Genomic DNA, 13,785 nt, shown 5'->3' with positions numbered 1-13,785 from the left:
GTTTCGAGCCCTGATTCACTCGAGGGTGCGTCTGCTCGCGGGACAAAAAGTCAGTAGAGGGCGTTGGCCAGGTTGCGTCGGCCGGCGACGACCTCGGGGTCGGCGGGATCGAACAGGTCGAACAGTTCGATGACCCGGGTGCGCGCCCGGCTGCGCTCGTCGCCCGCCGTCCGCTTGATCAACCCGATGAGCCGATCGAAGGCCGCGGTCACGTCCTGATTGAGGATCTCCACGTCGGCGGCGGCCAGTGCTGCGTCGACGTCGGTCGGGTCAGCATCGGCGCGCGCCACGGCATCCTGCGGATGTGTCGTGGCCCGCTGCAGAAAATCGATCTGCCGCACCGCGCCTTTGGCCTCCGCATGCTGCGGATCGGACTCCAGAATCGCTTGGTAGGCGCTGCGGGCCGCATCGAAATCGCCTTGGTCGAGCAGTGCGCGCGCGTTGTCGAGCACCGGATCGGCCTGCTCGCCGTCGTCGGAACCGGGGCCGCCGCTGAGCTTTCCGGCCGTGGCGTCGAGCAGCGAATCGACCCAGCGCCGAAGTTGGTCGGGCGGCTGCATGCCCTGAAAGCTCGACAGTGGCTGGCCGGCGGCCAGTGCGACCACGGTCGGAACGGCCTCGACGCCGAACATCTGCGCCACCCGGGGCGTCGTGTCCACGTTCACGGTGGCCAGCGACCACTTCCCACGGTCGGCTCCGGCCAGCTCGCCCAGGATGCCGGCCAGCTGGACGCTGGAGTCACTGCGCGGGGACCAGAGCAGTACGACGACGGGCACTTCGTTGGATCGCACGAGCACTTCGGCCTCGAAGTTGACCTCGGTCACCTCCACCCCGCCAGGCGCGCCTCCCGACGGCGCGGAGCGGGCGTCGGCACCGGTGGCCGGGCGCTGCTTGAGTGCTGACAGATCGACGGCGCCCGCCAGGGCAGGCGAGATGCGGGGTCCAGGACGTGTCACAGAGCCAAGTCTGTCACGACTCTCCTCAGGTGGTTTCCGGCGCCGTCCGTCCTGCCTGTCCGCCGCCCACGGCGACGGATCGTGACCCGGCCACATGGCCCATCCGACCGGTCCGATCAGCCCATATGAGGAAAATCACACTGCCCAATGGCACGATGCTGCCCAGCAACGCCAGCAACCAGGTGCCGGGGCGCCACCTGAGCGCCAGACCGGTGAGCACCGCCGCTGCGACGAAGGCGATGAACACGCCGCCGTGGATCGGACCGAAGATCTTCACACCGACCTCGGTACGCGGTGTGCCCAGGTACTTGAAGTACATGCCGGCCAGCAGGCCGATCCAGGACAGTGCCTCCGCGAAGGCGATGAGCCGGAACCACGCCGCGGCACTGCGGACGTCGAATGCGCGAGTCATGGCGCCATTGTGCCGCAGGGCCGCCCCAGCTACTACAGAGTGTCGTTGTGGGCGCCGTCGTCGTCAGGGCCGGCGCAGGATCAGCGCGTCACCCTGTCCGCCCGCACCGCACAGGGCGGCCACCGCGTAACCGCTGCCGCGGCGAGCCAGCTCCAACGCCGCGTGCAGCGTGATCCGCGCACCGGACATACCGATCGGGTGACCGATGGCGATGGCACCGCCGCTGCGGTTGACCTTGTCCGGGTCGACGCCCAGTTCCTTGGTCGAGGCCAGTGCGACCGCGGCGAACGCCTCGTTGATCTCGATGACGTCGAGCTGGTCGAGCGAGATGCCCTCCTTGGCGATCGCCTTCTTGATGGCGTTGGCCGGCTGGCTCTGCAGCGTCGAATCCGGGCCCGCGACCACACCGTGGGCGCCGATCTCGCACAGCCAGGTCAGACCCATGTCCTGCGCCTTCGCCTTGCTCATCACCACCACGGCACATGCGCCGTCGGAAATCTGGGAGGCCGAACCCGCGGTGATGGTGCCGTCCTTGCGGAACGCCGGGCGCAGACCCGCCAGGGACTCGACGGTGGTGTCGGCGCGGACTCCCTCGTCTTCGGTGAACTCGATCGGGTCGCCCTTGCGCTGAGGGATCGCGACGGGAACGACCTCGTCGGTGAAGACGCCGTCCTTCCAGGCCCGGGCTGCTTTCTGATGGGAGTTCGCGGCGAATTCGTCCTGTTCGGCGCGGGTAAACTTGTCGACGTCGTTGCGTTGCTCGGTCAGGGCGCCCATCGGCTGGTCGGTGAACACGTCGTGCAGCCCGTCGTAGGCCATGTGGTCGAGCGCGGTCACGTCGCCGTACTTGTAGCCCGACCGGCTGTGCATCAGCAGGTGTGGCGCCTGTGTCATGGACTCCTGGCCGCCGGCCACCACGACGTCGAATTCGCCGGCCCGGATGAGCTGATCAGCGAGCGCGATCGCGTCGATGCCCGACAGGCACATCTTGTTGATGGTCAGCGCCGCGACGTCCCAGCCGATGCCGGCGGCGACGGCGGCCTGACGCGCCGGCATCTGACCCGCGCCGGCGGTGAGCACCTGACCCATGATCACGTACTCGACAGCCGAGGCGGGCACGCCGGCCTTCTCGAGAGCACCGCGGATCGCGACGGCGCCGAGATCACTGCCGGAGAAGTCCTTCAGCGAACCCATCAACTTGCCCACCGGGGTACGCGCCCCAGCAACGATCACCGACGTCGTCATGACTACCTCCACCTGAGTTTCGAGCGGCTGCCAAGAGGCTATCCGCAGTGACCGATCTATTCGAAACCGATCTTGTTAGGTAACTTCGCTGTTATGACCGCCGAGCAGACTGACGCCCGTCCTGTACTGGCCACCGCGCTGGTCACCGCCATCGACCACGTCGGTGTCGCCGTGCCCGATCTGGACGCGGCGATCAGGTGGTACCACGACCATCTCGGCATGATCGTGCTGCACGAAGAGGTCAACGAGGAGCAGGGCATTCGCGAGGCGATGCTGGCTGTGCGGGGTGCGCCGGTCGGAAGCACCCAGATCCAGCTGATGGCGCCGATCGACGACGAGTCGACGATCGCGAAGTTCCTCGACAAGCGCGGGCCCGGCCTGCAGCAGTTCGCGTACCGGGTCAGCGATCTCGATGCGCTCAGCGATCGACTGCGCGAGCAGGGCGTCCGGTTGATCTACGACGCGCCGCGACGCGGTACCGCGAATTCGCGGATCAACTTCATCCACCCCAAGGACGGCGGCGGCGTTCTGATCGAGCTCGTCGAACCGGCCACCGGTTCGCACTGACACACCCGCTGATCAGGACCAGCGTCGCGTGGGCCCTCGGGTCGCGCGATGCGTCCAGCACGGTGTGTGCCAGTGCCGGCGCTCATCGACACTCGCCTCCCCCGCATCCGCCCGCCACACCACCACATGGGCGGTGGCCGGTCGGATCTCGTGATCGCAGCCCGGGCAGCGGTACACCTTGACCGCCCTCGCTGCTGGCACCGACCGCACCTCGTAGTCGTAGCCGTCGGGGCCCGTCTCGATCCGGCGCGCAGCGGGTAAAGGTGTGTGGCGCCGTGGTTTTCGCGCCGGGCGCCGGCCCATCAGAACAGCCGGAACTCGTCGTTGTCCATCCCGCGCATCTTGTCGTAATCCAGCGTGAGACAGCGGATTCCGCGATCGGTCGCGAGAGTACGGGCCTGCGGTTTGATCTGCTGAGCGGCGAACACCCCGGCCACAGGCGCCAGCAGCGAGTCCCTGTTCATCAGCTCGAGGTATCGGGTGAGCTGCTCGACACCGTCGATCTCACCGCGGCGCTTGATCTCCACGGCCACCGAGCGGCCCTGCTCGTCGCGGCACAGCAGGTCGACCGGTCCGATCGGGGTCATGTACTCCCGTCGCACCAGCGTGTATCCGGCGCCGAGCAGCTCCACGTGCTCGGCCAGCAGAGCCTGCAGGTGCGCCTCGACGCCGTCTTTCACCAGTCCCGGATCGACGCCGAGCTCGTGGCTGGAGTCGTGTTCGATCGCCTCCACGGTGATGCGCAGCTGCTCCCCCGCCTTGTTCTCGACCACCCACACCGGCGTCTCGCCGTCGGACTGCTCGGAGACCCAGCACGGCGGCGACATCCAGTTCAGCGGCTTGTAGGCACGGTCATCGGCGTGCACGCTCACCGAACCATCGGACTTGAACAACAGCAGTCGTTTCGCCGACGGGAGATGAGCGGTGAGGCGGCCGACGTAGTCGACGGTGCAGTGGGCGATCACGAGACGCACCGAACCACCATAGATGGCCGCGTCACTCACTAGGCTGACGCAACATATGAACGCCACGACGAGCGTGCCTCACCGGTTGGGCAAGGTGCTGGAACGGGTGACCCGGCAGAGCGGTCGGTTGGGCGACACCCCCGACTACGGCTCCTGGTTGCTGGGTAAACCCGACGAGAACCAGGCGCGGCGTCGCATCCGCATCCAGATCATCCTGACGTTCTTCCTGCTGTTCACCAACATCCTGGGCATCGGGGTGTCGCTGCTTCTCAACACCGTCGCCATCCCGGTGCCGAGCGTGTTCACCGATGCACCCGCATGGTTGACGTTCGGTGTAGTGCCCGCGTACCTCTTCGTGGCGCTGATCCTCGGCACGGTGTGGATCACGGCCCGAACCGTGAATTCGCTGCGGTGGGCGCTCGAGGAGCGCACACCCACCCGGGAGGATCAGCGCAACGTGTTCCGCGCGCCGGCCCGCGTCGCGAAGAGCGCGCTCATCCTGTGGGGAGTCGGCACCGCATTGCTGACGCTTCTGTACGGCCTGCAGGATTCCGCGTTCATCCCGCGGTTCCTGTTCGCGGTGGGTTTCCCGGGGATCGTCGTGGCGACAGCGTGCTACATGATCACCGAGTTCGCGCTGCGGCCCGTCGCCGCCCAGGCGCTCGAGGCGGGCCGCCCGCCGCGCCGGCTGACGCACGGCGTGATGGGGCGGACGATGACGGTTTGGCTGCTGAGCTCCGGAGTCCCCGTGCTGGGCATCCTGCTGCTCGCGATCTTCGCGCTGTCGCTGAGCAACCTCTCCAGCACCCAGTTCGCGGTGGCGGTGATGATCATCGCGCTGGTCGCGTTGATCTTCGGGCTCATCCTGATGTGGCTGCTCTCCTGGTTGATCGCCACCCCGGTGCGGGTGGTGCGGTCAGCGCTCAAGCAGGTCGAGGACGGGGATCTGGACTGCAACCTCGTGGTGTTCGACGGCACCGAACTCGGTGAGCTGCAGCGCGGTTTCAACGCCATGGTGCACGGTCTGCGCGAGCGGGAGCGGGTGCGCGACCTGTTCGGGCGCCACGTGGGCCGGGAGGTCGCACTGGCCGCCGAGAAGCAGCAGATCGAGCTGGGCGGCGAGGAGCGCTATGCCGCCGTCATCTTCATCGACATCATCGGGTCGACGAAGCTGGTCACCAGCCGGCCTGCCGTGGAGGTGGTCGAGCTGCTCAACCGGTTCTTCGACGTCGTGGTCGACGAGGTCGACAAGCACCACGGGCTGGTGAACAAGTTCGAGGGCGACGCCGTGCTCGCGGTGTTCGGCGCACCGGTGCCGCTGGAGAATCCCGAAGCCGAGGCGCTGGCCGCGGCGCGCGCGATGGCGCGCCGGCTGCGCGCCGAAGTGCCGGAATGCGACGCCGGCATCGGGGTCGCGGCCGGTCAGGTCGTGGCCGGCAACGTGGGCGCCAAGGAGCGGTTCGAATACACGGTGATCGGCGAGCCGGTCAACGAGGCGGCGCGGCTGTGCGAGCTGGCCAAGAAGGTCGACGGTCATCTCGTCGCGTCGTCGGACGCGGTGACGAAGGCGACCGAGGACGAACGTGAGCGCTGGACTCTCGGCGAGACGGTGACCCTGCGGGGACACTCCGAGCCCACCCGCCTGGCCACGCCGGTCGGTGAGCCCTGATCGGTTCGCATGTCTCGATGCGACATCCACCGGTGTCGGGATCGGTGATGGACAGCGAGCAGGCGGACCCCCACGATGGTGGGCGCGACCCGAGGGAGGCGTTGAGATGACGTTGGATGTGGCCGAACTGGCTGAGCTCTCCGCCGCGGTCAGCGACCTGTTGGCCGACAAATGCACCGAGGCCGACGTGCGCCGCGTCATGGACTCCGAGGACGGGTTCGATCGCGCGCTGTGGGCGCGGCTGGCCGACCAGGGTGTGCTCGGCATGCTGGTCGGAACCGAGGTCGGCGGACTCGGCTTCGGCACGGCCGAACTCGAAGCAGTTGCTGAACAGACCGGCGCGGTCCTGCTGCCCGCCCCGTTCATCTCCAGCGCCGTCCTGACCGTGGCGCTCGTCAACGCCGCGGGCACCGACGAGGACAAAGCCCGGCTGCTGCCGTCGCTGGCCGACGGTACGACGATCGGCACGGTGGCGGTGACCGGCCCGGCCGGGTCGTGGGAGCCGGGCGGCGTCGACGTGCGGGCGGCCTCCGACGGCACCCTCACCGGCTCCGCGCACTACGTCACCTGGGGACATGTCGCCGACGTGGTGCTGGTCGTCGCACGGACCGACGACGGGATCGGGGTGTTCGAGGTCGAACCCGCCGCACCGGGGTTCGAGCGCCGCGCCGCAACGGTTTTCGATCAGACCGTTCGGCTGTCGACGATCACGTTGGCAGGCACGCCGGCCAGAAGGCTGGGCGCCGCCGGGTGGGAGGCGGTGAGCGACGCGCTGGACCACGCGATCATCGCATCGGCGGGTGAGCAGGTCGGTGGCGCACGGCACATCTTCGAGATGACGGTCGACTACCTGAAGACCCGCATCCAGTTCGGGCGGCAGATCGGCAGCTTCCAGGCGCTCAAGCACATGGCCGCGGATCTGCTCCTGGACCTGGAGAACGCCACCTCCGCCGCCCGCCACGCCGCCGCCGAGCACGCCGATGGCAGCGAGAATGCCTCCGGTGCAATCGCGTTGGCAGGATTCGCGTGCGCCGAGGCCTATCAGACCATCGCGCTGCAGGCCATCCAGATGCACGGCGGGATCGCCTTCACGTGGGAGCACCCCGCGCACCTCTACCTGCGGCGCGCCCGCACCGGTCTGCACCTGTTCGGCGGCACCCGCCTGCATCGCGAACGCTACCTCGTCTCGAAAGGCGCCTGAGATGACCGACGAGACGTCACCCGACGCTGACGAGCTCCGCGTCGAGGTTCGAGAGTGGTTGCGCGACAACTGGTCCCCGTTGCCCGCAAGCAGCGACCCGTGGGTGAGTTCGCCGGAACGCATCGCGTGGATGGAGAAGGTGCTCGACGCCGGCTACGCGGTGCCGACATATCCGATCGAGTGGTTCGGCCGTGGCTATCCCAACAGGCTGGCCGCCGTGATCGCCCAGGAGTTCGCCGCCGTCAAGGCGCCGGGCTCTCGGCAGGACAGGTACAACATCGCGGCCAACACCGTGCTGGCGCTGGGCACCCCGCGTCTGCGTGAGGAGCTGTTGCGGGACTTCCTCGTCGAGCGCGCCCGCACGTGCCTGCTCTACAGCGAACCCGGCGCCGGTTCCGACCTCGCCGCGGTGCGTACGACGGCGGTCCGCGAAGGCGACCAGTGGATCGTCAACGGTCAGAAGGTGTGGACCTCGGGCGCCCAGACCGCCGAGTACGCGCTGCTGTTGGCCCGCACCGATTGGGAGGTACCCAAGCACAAGGGACTCAGCCTGTTCATCCTGCCCATGAAGCAGGCCGGGATCGACGTGCGCCCACTGGTGCAGATCACGGGCGAGACGCACTTCAACGAGGTGTTCATCACCGATGCGCGCGTGTCCGACGACTACCTGCTCGGCGGGCAGGGCAACGGGTGGCGCGCACTGCAGACCGCACTGGCCTATGAGCGTTCGATCATGGGAGACGGCAACCGTGGATCGCGGAACCGCACGGCGGACAGCCTGATCGAGTTGGCAAGAGAGAACGGCGTTCTCGGCGATCAGGCGCTGCGTCATGAGTTGGCATCGGCGTTGGCCATGCGGGAACTCAACCGGCTCAACAATGAGCGCGCCAAAGCAGCGGCGACCCAGGGCACGTCCAGCTCCATCATGTCCCTGGGCAAGCTCGCGATGTCGCGGATCCTGCACACGGAGGCAGCACTCAAGACCCAGATCATCGGGGCTCAGGCCCTGCTGGCAGGCGCAGAGCACCCCGTGGCCGACGACGTGAACTTCCTGACGCTCAACGCGTTCTTCACCTCGATCGGTGGCGGCACCGACCAGATCCAGCGCAACATCATCGGTGAACGGGTGCTGGGATTGCCGAAGGAGCCCGACCCCGACCGCGACATACCGTTCCGGCAGGCTCGCCGAAGCTGACCGACATGCGCACCGCTGCCTACGATCCGCCGCTGGCGGGACTGCGGATCGTGGACGCCTCCAGCGGCCCGATGACCGCGATCGGGCGCCTCTACGCCGACCTGGGGGCCGAGGTCATCGTCCTGCAGATGCCGGGCGTCACCGTCGACGAGCCCGTCGGTCCCCACGTCGCGTCGGTACCGGTGCAGACCGCGATCGATCGCCACGGACTGCCCACCGTGCACATCGATGGGTCGGAAGCGTTGCGCCGCAAGCAGTTCGACGACCTCGTCGCCGACGCCGACATCTTCATCGAGAGCACCCGTCCGGGGTCGGACGCGGAGGCGGCCCTCTCGATACACGCGGTGCGAGCCCGGCACCCGGCGTTGGTGATCCTGTCGCTCAGCGATTTCGGCCGCGACAACGACTGGGCGCACTGGCGGGCCACCACACCGGTGTTCCACGCACTCAGCAGCGAGCTGTCCCGCTCCGGCATTCCCGGCCGCGCCCCGCTGATCCCGCCTGTCGAGCTGCCCTATCAGGTGGCCGCCGCCCAAGCCGCGGCGATCACACTCGCCGTGTTCCTCGATCGATTACGCACCGGCGACGGCGATCTCATCGACTTCGCGGTGCTCGACGGCGCGATGCAGACGCTGGACCCCCCGTTCGGGACGGCCGGCAGCGCATCGGCCGGTGTCGCGCTGAGCGCCCAGCAGCGCGACTGGAACGCCGAGCGGCAGCGCTATCCGATCTTCGCCTGCAGGGACGGCCACGTCCGCATCTGCATCCTGTCGAAACGCCAGTGGCGCGGCATGTTCGCGTTGATGGGCAGCCCGCAGGAGTTCGCCGACCCGTCCTACGACAAGCTCGGCAAACGCTTCCACTCACCCCAGCTGCAGGAGGCGATCGAACGGTTCTGCGCTGACAAGACCCGCGCCGAACTCGAGGAGCGCGGGCAGGCACATGGCGTGCCGACCGCCGCGGTCCTCACGTTGCCCGAGGCACTGGCCGCCGACCATTTCACCGCCCGCGGCTTCTTCCGCGATGTCGAACTGGCGCCGGGTGTGGTGGCGCCGATCCCGGCCGGCGTCTGCGAGATCGACGGTCACCGCGCGACCGCAACAGAACAGCGTCGGCAGGAGCGCATCGCGTCCGCACCGATCCTCGGCGCGCGGCAGCGCCCGGGCCGAGGCCTGCCGCTCGAGGGTCTGCGTGTCCTGGACCTCGGCGTGATCGTGGTCGGCGCGGACACGGGGCGCTTCTTCGGCGACCTCGGCGCCGACGTCGTGAAGATCGAACACTCGGCGCACCCCGACGGCTTGCGCCTGGGCAAACCGACTTCGATGACCCAGCCGTACGCGGCCGGACACCGCAACAAGCGCTCGATCGGGATCGATCTGCGCTGTGACGAGGGCCGAGCGCTGGCGCACCGGCTGGTGCAGTGCAGCGATGTCGTGCTGACCAACTTCAAACCCGGAGTGGCCGCGGCGCTGGGCATGGACCACGCGACACTGCGTGAGATCAACCCCGAGATCGTGGTCGTCGACAGCTCGGCGTTCGGCCCGACCGGACCGTGGGCCGCGCGGCTCGGCTACGGGCCGCTGGTCCGGGCCGCGGTCGGGTTCACCGATCTGTGGGTGTACCCCGGTGAACCCGACACGTTCTGTGACACCGTCACCGTCTACCCCGACCATGTCGCGGCCCGCATCGGGACCGTGGCAGCACTGGCCCTGCTGATCCGCCGGGAGCGCACCGGACACGGTGGCGCCGCGAGCATTTCGCAGGCCGAGGTGATGCTCACCCATCTCGCTGCCGACATCGCCGCCGACGCCCTGCGACGCTCCGGACACGTCGACACCGGCCCGACACCACCCGACGAGCTGTCGGGTGTGTACGCGGCCGCAGGCGACGACGAGTGGGTGGTGGTGACGCCACGTACCGACGACGACGTGGCCGCACTGGCCTCGGCCGTCGGCGCCCCCGGCGCCACGGGGCGACGGCTCGACGACGCGTTGCGGACGTGGACGGACCGCAGATCGAAGACGGACGCGATGGCGGAGCTCCAGGGCGCGGGCGTCCCTGCCGGCGCGGTGCTGCGCGCCGACGAAGTGCCCGGCTTCGGGTATTACCGGCAGCGGCGGATGTTCCGCGAGGAGCTGCACCCGTTCGGGCCTGCACCGTTCGTGCTCGAGAACGTCCAGATCCACAGCGCCCATGTGGCAGATCCGCCGTTGGGGCAGGCACCGCTTCTCGGTGAGCACACCGCTGAGATCGCCACTGAACTCCTCGGCCTCGATCCGGCGCAGATTGCCGCCTTGCACGACCGGGGCGTGCTGGAGACTCCCCACATGGACACCGCTGCCCCACGGTGACGGGGTGGCCGCGGCGATCTCGTAGCATGCCCGTAGGTCTTTCGACGGGCAGGGAATGGACATCGACTTCACCAGGCTCAGGTACTTCGTCGCCGTCGCCGACGAACTGCATTTCGCGCGGGCCGCCGACACGTTGATGATCACCCCTCCTCCGCTGAGCAAGCAGATCAAGTTGCTCGAAAAAGAGCTCGGGGGTGAGCTTTTCGAGCGCGGCTATCACGACGTACGCCTGAGCCCCCTGGGGCAGCGGCTCATCGGGCCTGCGCGGGAGATCTTGCGTCAGGTCGAAGACTTCAAGGCAGCGGCCGTGCAAGGGGTGCGCGGGCCGGCTCCGCTCCGGGTCAGCGCCACGGCGTACGCGCCGTCGGATCTGCTCAGTCAGCTGGAAGCGGTGATCGCCGGCTGCCCGAGCCCGGTCGAGTTCAGCATGCCCGGCTCCGCTGCGGAGGTGACCGCGACGCTGATCGCGGGGCGCGCGGAGCTCGGCGTGATCCATCTGCCCGCCACCGACAAACGCCTGCGTCCCGGGTCGTCGCCAGCTATCGGGGCGGGATCGCCGTGCGCTTCGACGACCCGTTGGCAGACAGAGATGTCGTGGCAATCGAGGAGCTGCGTGACCGCGACGTCGCCATCGACTTCGCGCGGCCGAACCCCGTGGTGCTGGCCGGGCTGACCCGACGCCTCAACCGCCGCGGCGTCCATCGGATCGTGCGCACCACGAACCGCCGTGGCGGCGAAGTCGAGATGGCCACCCAGGTCTTCAACCGGCACCTGGTCGCGGTGGTGAGCTATGCCCCCGACTCCTTCATCGGCAAGATCTTCTCGCCGCCCGAGTTCGCGCTGATCCCCATCGACGAGAACAGTTGGGCGCCCGCGGAGATCGCGTTGGCATGGGTGCCCGAGCGGCTGGGGGAACGGCTGGGTGATGTGGAGCGGATGGTCGAGCGAATCGCCGACCGGATGGGCCCGGTGCGCCGCCACGCCTGAACTGCGATGTCGCTTTTCCGCTAGTTCTCTCGTGGGCCGCGTGTCATTGTCGAGGTATGCACTCCGACTTCGACCGCTGTTACCGCGCCGTCCAGGCCAAGGACGCGCGGTTCGACGGCTGGTTCGTCACCGCGGTGCTCACCACGAAGATCTATTGCCGGCCGAGTTGCCCCGCTCGACCGCCGTTCGCCCGTAACGTTCAGTTCTTTCCCACCGCCGCGGCGGCGCAGCGAGCGGGTTTCCGTGCGTGCAAGCGATGCAGGCCCGACGCCTCACCGGGATCACCGGAATGGAACGTCCGCGGGGACATCGTGGCGCGGGCGATGCGCCTGATCGCCGACGGCACGGTCGATCGCGACGGCGTCGGCGGACTGGCAGCGCGGCTGGGCTACACAGTGCGGCAGCTGGAACGCCTGATGCAGGCCGAGGTCGGGGCAACGCCGCTGGCTCTCGCCAGAGCACAGCGCACTCAGATGGCGCGGGTGCTCATCGAGACCACCGACATGCCGTTCAGCGACGCCGCGTTCGCCGCCGGGTTCGCCAGCATCCGACAGTTCAACGACACGGTCCGTGAGGTCTGTGATCTGACACCGACCATGCTGCGCCGGCGCGCTCGCGATCGGTTCGGCGACGATGCGGGCGGCCGCGGCGTGCTGTCGCTGAGATTGCCGGTGCGGACACCATTCGCCTACGAAGGGGTCTTCGGTCACCTCGCTGCGACCGCGATACCGGGCGTCGAGGAGACACGCGACGAGACGTACCGGCGCACCCTGCGACTGCCCCATGGCAGCGGCATCGCCGAGCTCACCCCACATCCCGATCACGTCCGGTGTCTGCTGCGGCTCGCGGACTTCCGCGATCTGCCGGCCGCGATCGCACGCTGTCGCCGCCTGCTGGATCTCGACGCCGATCCCGAGGCCGTCGTCGACGCGCTCAGTCACGACGAGCGGATGGCCGCGGTGGTCGCGAAGGCACCGGGACAACGCATTCCGCGAAGTGTCGACGAGCACGAACTGGCGTTGCGCGTGGTGTTGGGGCAGCAGGTCTCGACAGCGGCCGCGCGAACCCATGCGGCTCGATTGGTTGCGGCCTACGGACATTCGGTCAGCGACCCCGGCGGGAGTCTGACCCATACGTTTCCGTCGACCGAGGACCTCAGCGACATCGACATGCGCCATCTGGCGGTGCCGAAAGCGCGTCAGCGCACCGTGACGGCGTTGATCGACGCTCTGGGAAGTGGTGCGCTGGTGCTGGACGCGGGAACCCCGTGGGATCGCGGTCGGGAGCAGATGTTGGCGCTGCCCGGCATCGGGCCGTGGACGGCCGAGATGATCGCCATGCGCGGCCTCGGCGATCCTGATGCGTTTCCGGCAACGGATCTCGGCGTCCTGGTCGCTGCCCGTCGTCTCGGGTTGGCCGAGGATGCGAAGACTCTCACCGCATCCAGTGAGCGCTGGCGACCGTGGCGTTCCTATGTGACACAACATCTTTGGACAACGCTCGAGCACTCGGTCAATCAATGGCCGCCGAAGGAGAAATGATGGAGAGCATGAAGTACCGCACTGTGGAGAGCCCCATCGGCGTGCTCACACTCGCCGGCGTGGGACAGCGATTGCGGCATGTGCGGATGGTCGAGCAGACCTATGAACCGAACCGGGACGGTTGGGAACGAAGCGATGACGCGTTCGCCGACGTCGTCCAGCAACTCGACGAGTACTTCGGCGGTGAGCGGCAGGACTTCGATGTGGAGCTGGACCTGGTCGGCACCGCGTTCCAGCGCACGGTATGGGCTGCGCTGCAGACGATCCCGTACGGAGAGACGCGGTCATACGGCGAGATCGCCGCACAGATAGGAGCACCCGGAGCGTCTCGGGCCGTCGGACTGGCGAACGGACACAACCCGATCAGCATCATCGTTCCGTGCCATCGGGTCATCGGCGCCAACGGCAGCCTCACCGGGTACGGCGGTGGACTCGACCGAAAAAAGTTGCTGCTCGGTATGGAGAAGAGGTACGCGCCGGCCGGCGCCACCCTTTTCGATTGAAGCCCATTGAAGTCATGGAGCACAAATGCCTGTGCCCCCCAACAGAATTGGGGGGCACAGGTCTTAAATGTGTGTTCGGCGGTGTCCTACTTTTCCACCCGTGTGGGTAGTATCATCGGCGCTGGTAGGCTTAGCTTCCGGGTTCGGGATGGGTCCGGGCGTTTCCCTGCCGCTATGGCCGCCGTAACTCTAT

The 13,785-nt window shown here is 68.1% G+C and carries 12 protein-coding genes, 1 rRNA gene and 1 pseudogene; 8 read left to right on the top strand and 6 right to left on the bottom strand.

What is annotated here, in order from left to right; all coding sequences use genetic code 11:
* Nucleotides 1–50 precede the first annotated feature (50 nt).
* From MHN84_RS28165 to MHN84_RS28155, 3 genes are all read right to left on the bottom strand, one after another.
* The gene (locus MHN84_RS28165; RefSeq protein ID WP_241207762.1) at nucleotides 51–956 is read right to left on the bottom strand and encodes a tetratricopeptide repeat protein; all 906 of its coding nucleotides are present in this window, start codon (nucleotides 954–956) and stop codon (nucleotides 51–53) included.
* Nucleotides 957–981: 25 nt separating this feature from the next.
* Entirely contained in the window at nucleotides 982–1,368 is a 387-nt protein-coding gene (locus MHN84_RS28160; RefSeq protein WP_241207761.1) for a DUF3817 domain-containing protein, read from the bottom strand.
* A gap of 63 nt (nucleotides 1,369–1,431) precedes the next feature.
* Nucleotides 1,432–2,613, bottom strand: coding sequence for an acetyl-CoA C-acetyltransferase (locus MHN84_RS28155; protein WP_241207760.1), 1,182 nt, complete (start codon nucleotides 2,611–2,613; stop codon nucleotides 1,432–1,434).
* Between the two features lie 93 nt (nucleotides 2,614–2,706).
* Between MHN84_RS28155 and mce the strand changes: the two genes are divergently transcribed.
* Nucleotides 2,707–3,180: a methylmalonyl-CoA epimerase gene (gene mce / locus MHN84_RS28150; RefSeq protein WP_241207759.1), complete on the top strand. Its 474-nt coding sequence runs from the start codon at nucleotides 2,707–2,709 to the stop codon at nucleotides 3,178–3,180.
* 12 nt (nucleotides 3,181–3,192) lie between these two features.
* Here mce and MHN84_RS28145 read toward each other — a convergent pair whose 3' ends face one another.
* Together MHN84_RS28145 and nucS are read right to left on the bottom strand one after the other, a co-directional pair.
* Nucleotides 3,193–3,483, bottom strand: a complete 291-nt coding sequence (locus tag MHN84_RS28145) for a hypothetical protein (protein WP_241207758.1) — start codon at nucleotides 3,481–3,483, stop codon at nucleotides 3,193–3,195.
* The gene (nucS, locus tag MHN84_RS28140) at nucleotides 3,483–4,154 is read right to left on the bottom strand and encodes an endonuclease NucS (protein ID WP_241207757.1); all 672 of its coding nucleotides are present in this window, start codon (nucleotides 4,152–4,154) and stop codon (nucleotides 3,483–3,485) included. Before nucS ends, MHN84_RS28145 begins: the two co-directional genes overlap by 1 nt.
* A gap of 46 nt (nucleotides 4,155–4,200) precedes the next feature.
* Here nucS and MHN84_RS28135 point away from each other — a divergent pair, with 46 nt between their 5' ends.
* The 7 genes and pseudogenes from MHN84_RS28135 to MHN84_RS28100 all read left to right on the top strand — a co-directional run bounded on the left by MHN84_RS28135 (nucleotide 4,201) and on the right by MHN84_RS28100 (nucleotide 13,592).
* Complete coding sequence (locus tag MHN84_RS28135; protein ID WP_241207756.1) at nucleotides 4,201–5,814, top strand: adenylate/guanylate cyclase domain-containing protein; 1,614 nt, start codon at nucleotides 4,201–4,203, stop codon at nucleotides 5,812–5,814.
* Between the two features lie 106 nt (nucleotides 5,815–5,920).
* Complete coding sequence (locus MHN84_RS28130; protein ID WP_241207755.1) at nucleotides 5,921–7,015, top strand: acyl-CoA dehydrogenase family protein; 1,095 nt, start codon at nucleotides 5,921–5,923, stop codon at nucleotides 7,013–7,015.
* A gap of 1 nt (nucleotide 7,016) precedes the next feature.
* Nucleotides 7,017–8,210 (top strand): acyl-CoA dehydrogenase family protein, encoded by a 1,194-nt coding sequence (locus MHN84_RS28125; protein WP_241207754.1) that lies wholly within the window; start codon nucleotides 7,017–7,019, stop codon nucleotides 8,208–8,210.
* 5 nt (nucleotides 8,211–8,215) lie between these two features.
* Nucleotides 8,216–10,561 carry a CoA transferase gene (locus tag MHN84_RS28120; protein WP_241207753.1) on the top strand — a complete coding sequence of 782 codons (2,346 nt, stop codon included), beginning with the start codon at nucleotides 8,216–8,218 and terminating at the stop codon, nucleotides 10,559–10,561.
* Nucleotides 10,562–10,616: 55 nt separating this feature from the next.
* A pseudogene (locus MHN84_RS29785) lies at nucleotides 10,617–11,548 on the top strand (LysR family transcriptional regulator).
* Nucleotides 11,549–11,604: 56 nt separating this feature from the next.
* Nucleotides 11,605–13,089 (top strand): DNA-3-methyladenine glycosylase 2 family protein, encoded by a 1,485-nt coding sequence (locus MHN84_RS28105; RefSeq protein ID WP_241207751.1) that lies wholly within the window; start codon nucleotides 11,605–11,607, stop codon nucleotides 13,087–13,089.
* Nucleotides 13,089–13,592 (top strand): methylated-DNA--[protein]-cysteine S-methyltransferase, encoded by a 504-nt coding sequence (locus tag MHN84_RS28100; RefSeq protein ID WP_241207750.1) that lies wholly within the window; start codon nucleotides 13,089–13,091, stop codon nucleotides 13,590–13,592. The genes MHN84_RS28105 and MHN84_RS28100 overlap by 1 nt, the downstream gene beginning before the upstream one ends.
* A 73-nt stretch (nucleotides 13,593–13,665) precedes the next feature.
* On the opposite strand, the gene rrf is transcribed toward MHN84_RS28100, so the two are convergent.
* Nucleotides 13,666–13,778: ribosomal RNA gene (gene rrf / locus MHN84_RS28095) — 5S ribosomal RNA — on the bottom strand.
* Nucleotides 13,779–13,785: the final 7 nt, after the last annotated feature.

The organism is Mycobacterium sp. PSTR-4-N, from assembly GCF_022348085.1.
Lineage (GTDB): Bacteria > Actinomycetota > Actinomycetes > Mycobacteriales > Mycobacteriaceae > Mycobacterium.
Note: the sequence above shows the minus strand (reverse complement) of the source record. Positions and strands in the feature narration are given on the sequence as shown.

What these genes read in the sequence shown, in the direction of transcription:
- MHN84_RS28155 (WP_241207760.1), bottom strand. Translation starts at nt 2,613, where the DNA reads ATGACGACGTCGGTGATCGTTGCTGGGGCGCGTACCCCGGTGGGCAAG.
- MHN84_RS28130 (WP_241207755.1), top strand. Translation starts at nt 5,921, where the DNA reads ATGACGTTGGATGTGGCCGAACTGGCTGAGCTCTCCGCCGCGGTCAGC.
- MHN84_RS28145 (WP_241207758.1), bottom strand. Translation starts at nt 3,483, where the DNA reads ATGGGCCGGCGCCCGGCGCGAAAACCACGGCGCCACACACCTTTACCC.
- mce (WP_241207759.1), top strand. Translation starts at nt 2,707, where the DNA reads ATGACCGCCGAGCAGACTGACGCCCGTCCTGTACTGGCCACCGCGCTG.
- MHN84_RS28125 (WP_241207754.1), top strand. Translation starts at nt 7,017, where the DNA reads ATGACCGACGAGACGTCACCCGACGCTGACGAGCTCCGCGTCGAGGTT.
- MHN84_RS28135 (WP_241207756.1), top strand. Translation starts at nt 4,201, where the DNA reads ATGAACGCCACGACGAGCGTGCCTCACCGGTTGGGCAAGGTGCTGGAA.
- MHN84_RS28160 (WP_241207761.1), bottom strand. Translation starts at nt 1,368, where the DNA reads ATGACTCGCGCATTCGACGTCCGCAGTGCCGCGGCGTGGTTCCGGCTC.
- MHN84_RS28120 (WP_241207753.1), top strand. Translation starts at nt 8,216, where the DNA reads ATGCGCACCGCTGCCTACGATCCGCCGCTGGCGGGACTGCGGATCGTG.
- MHN84_RS28105 (WP_241207751.1), top strand. Translation starts at nt 11,605, where the DNA reads ATGCACTCCGACTTCGACCGCTGTTACCGCGCCGTCCAGGCCAAGGAC.
- MHN84_RS28100 (WP_241207750.1), top strand. Translation starts at nt 13,089, where the DNA reads ATGGAGAGCATGAAGTACCGCACTGTGGAGAGCCCCATCGGCGTGCTC.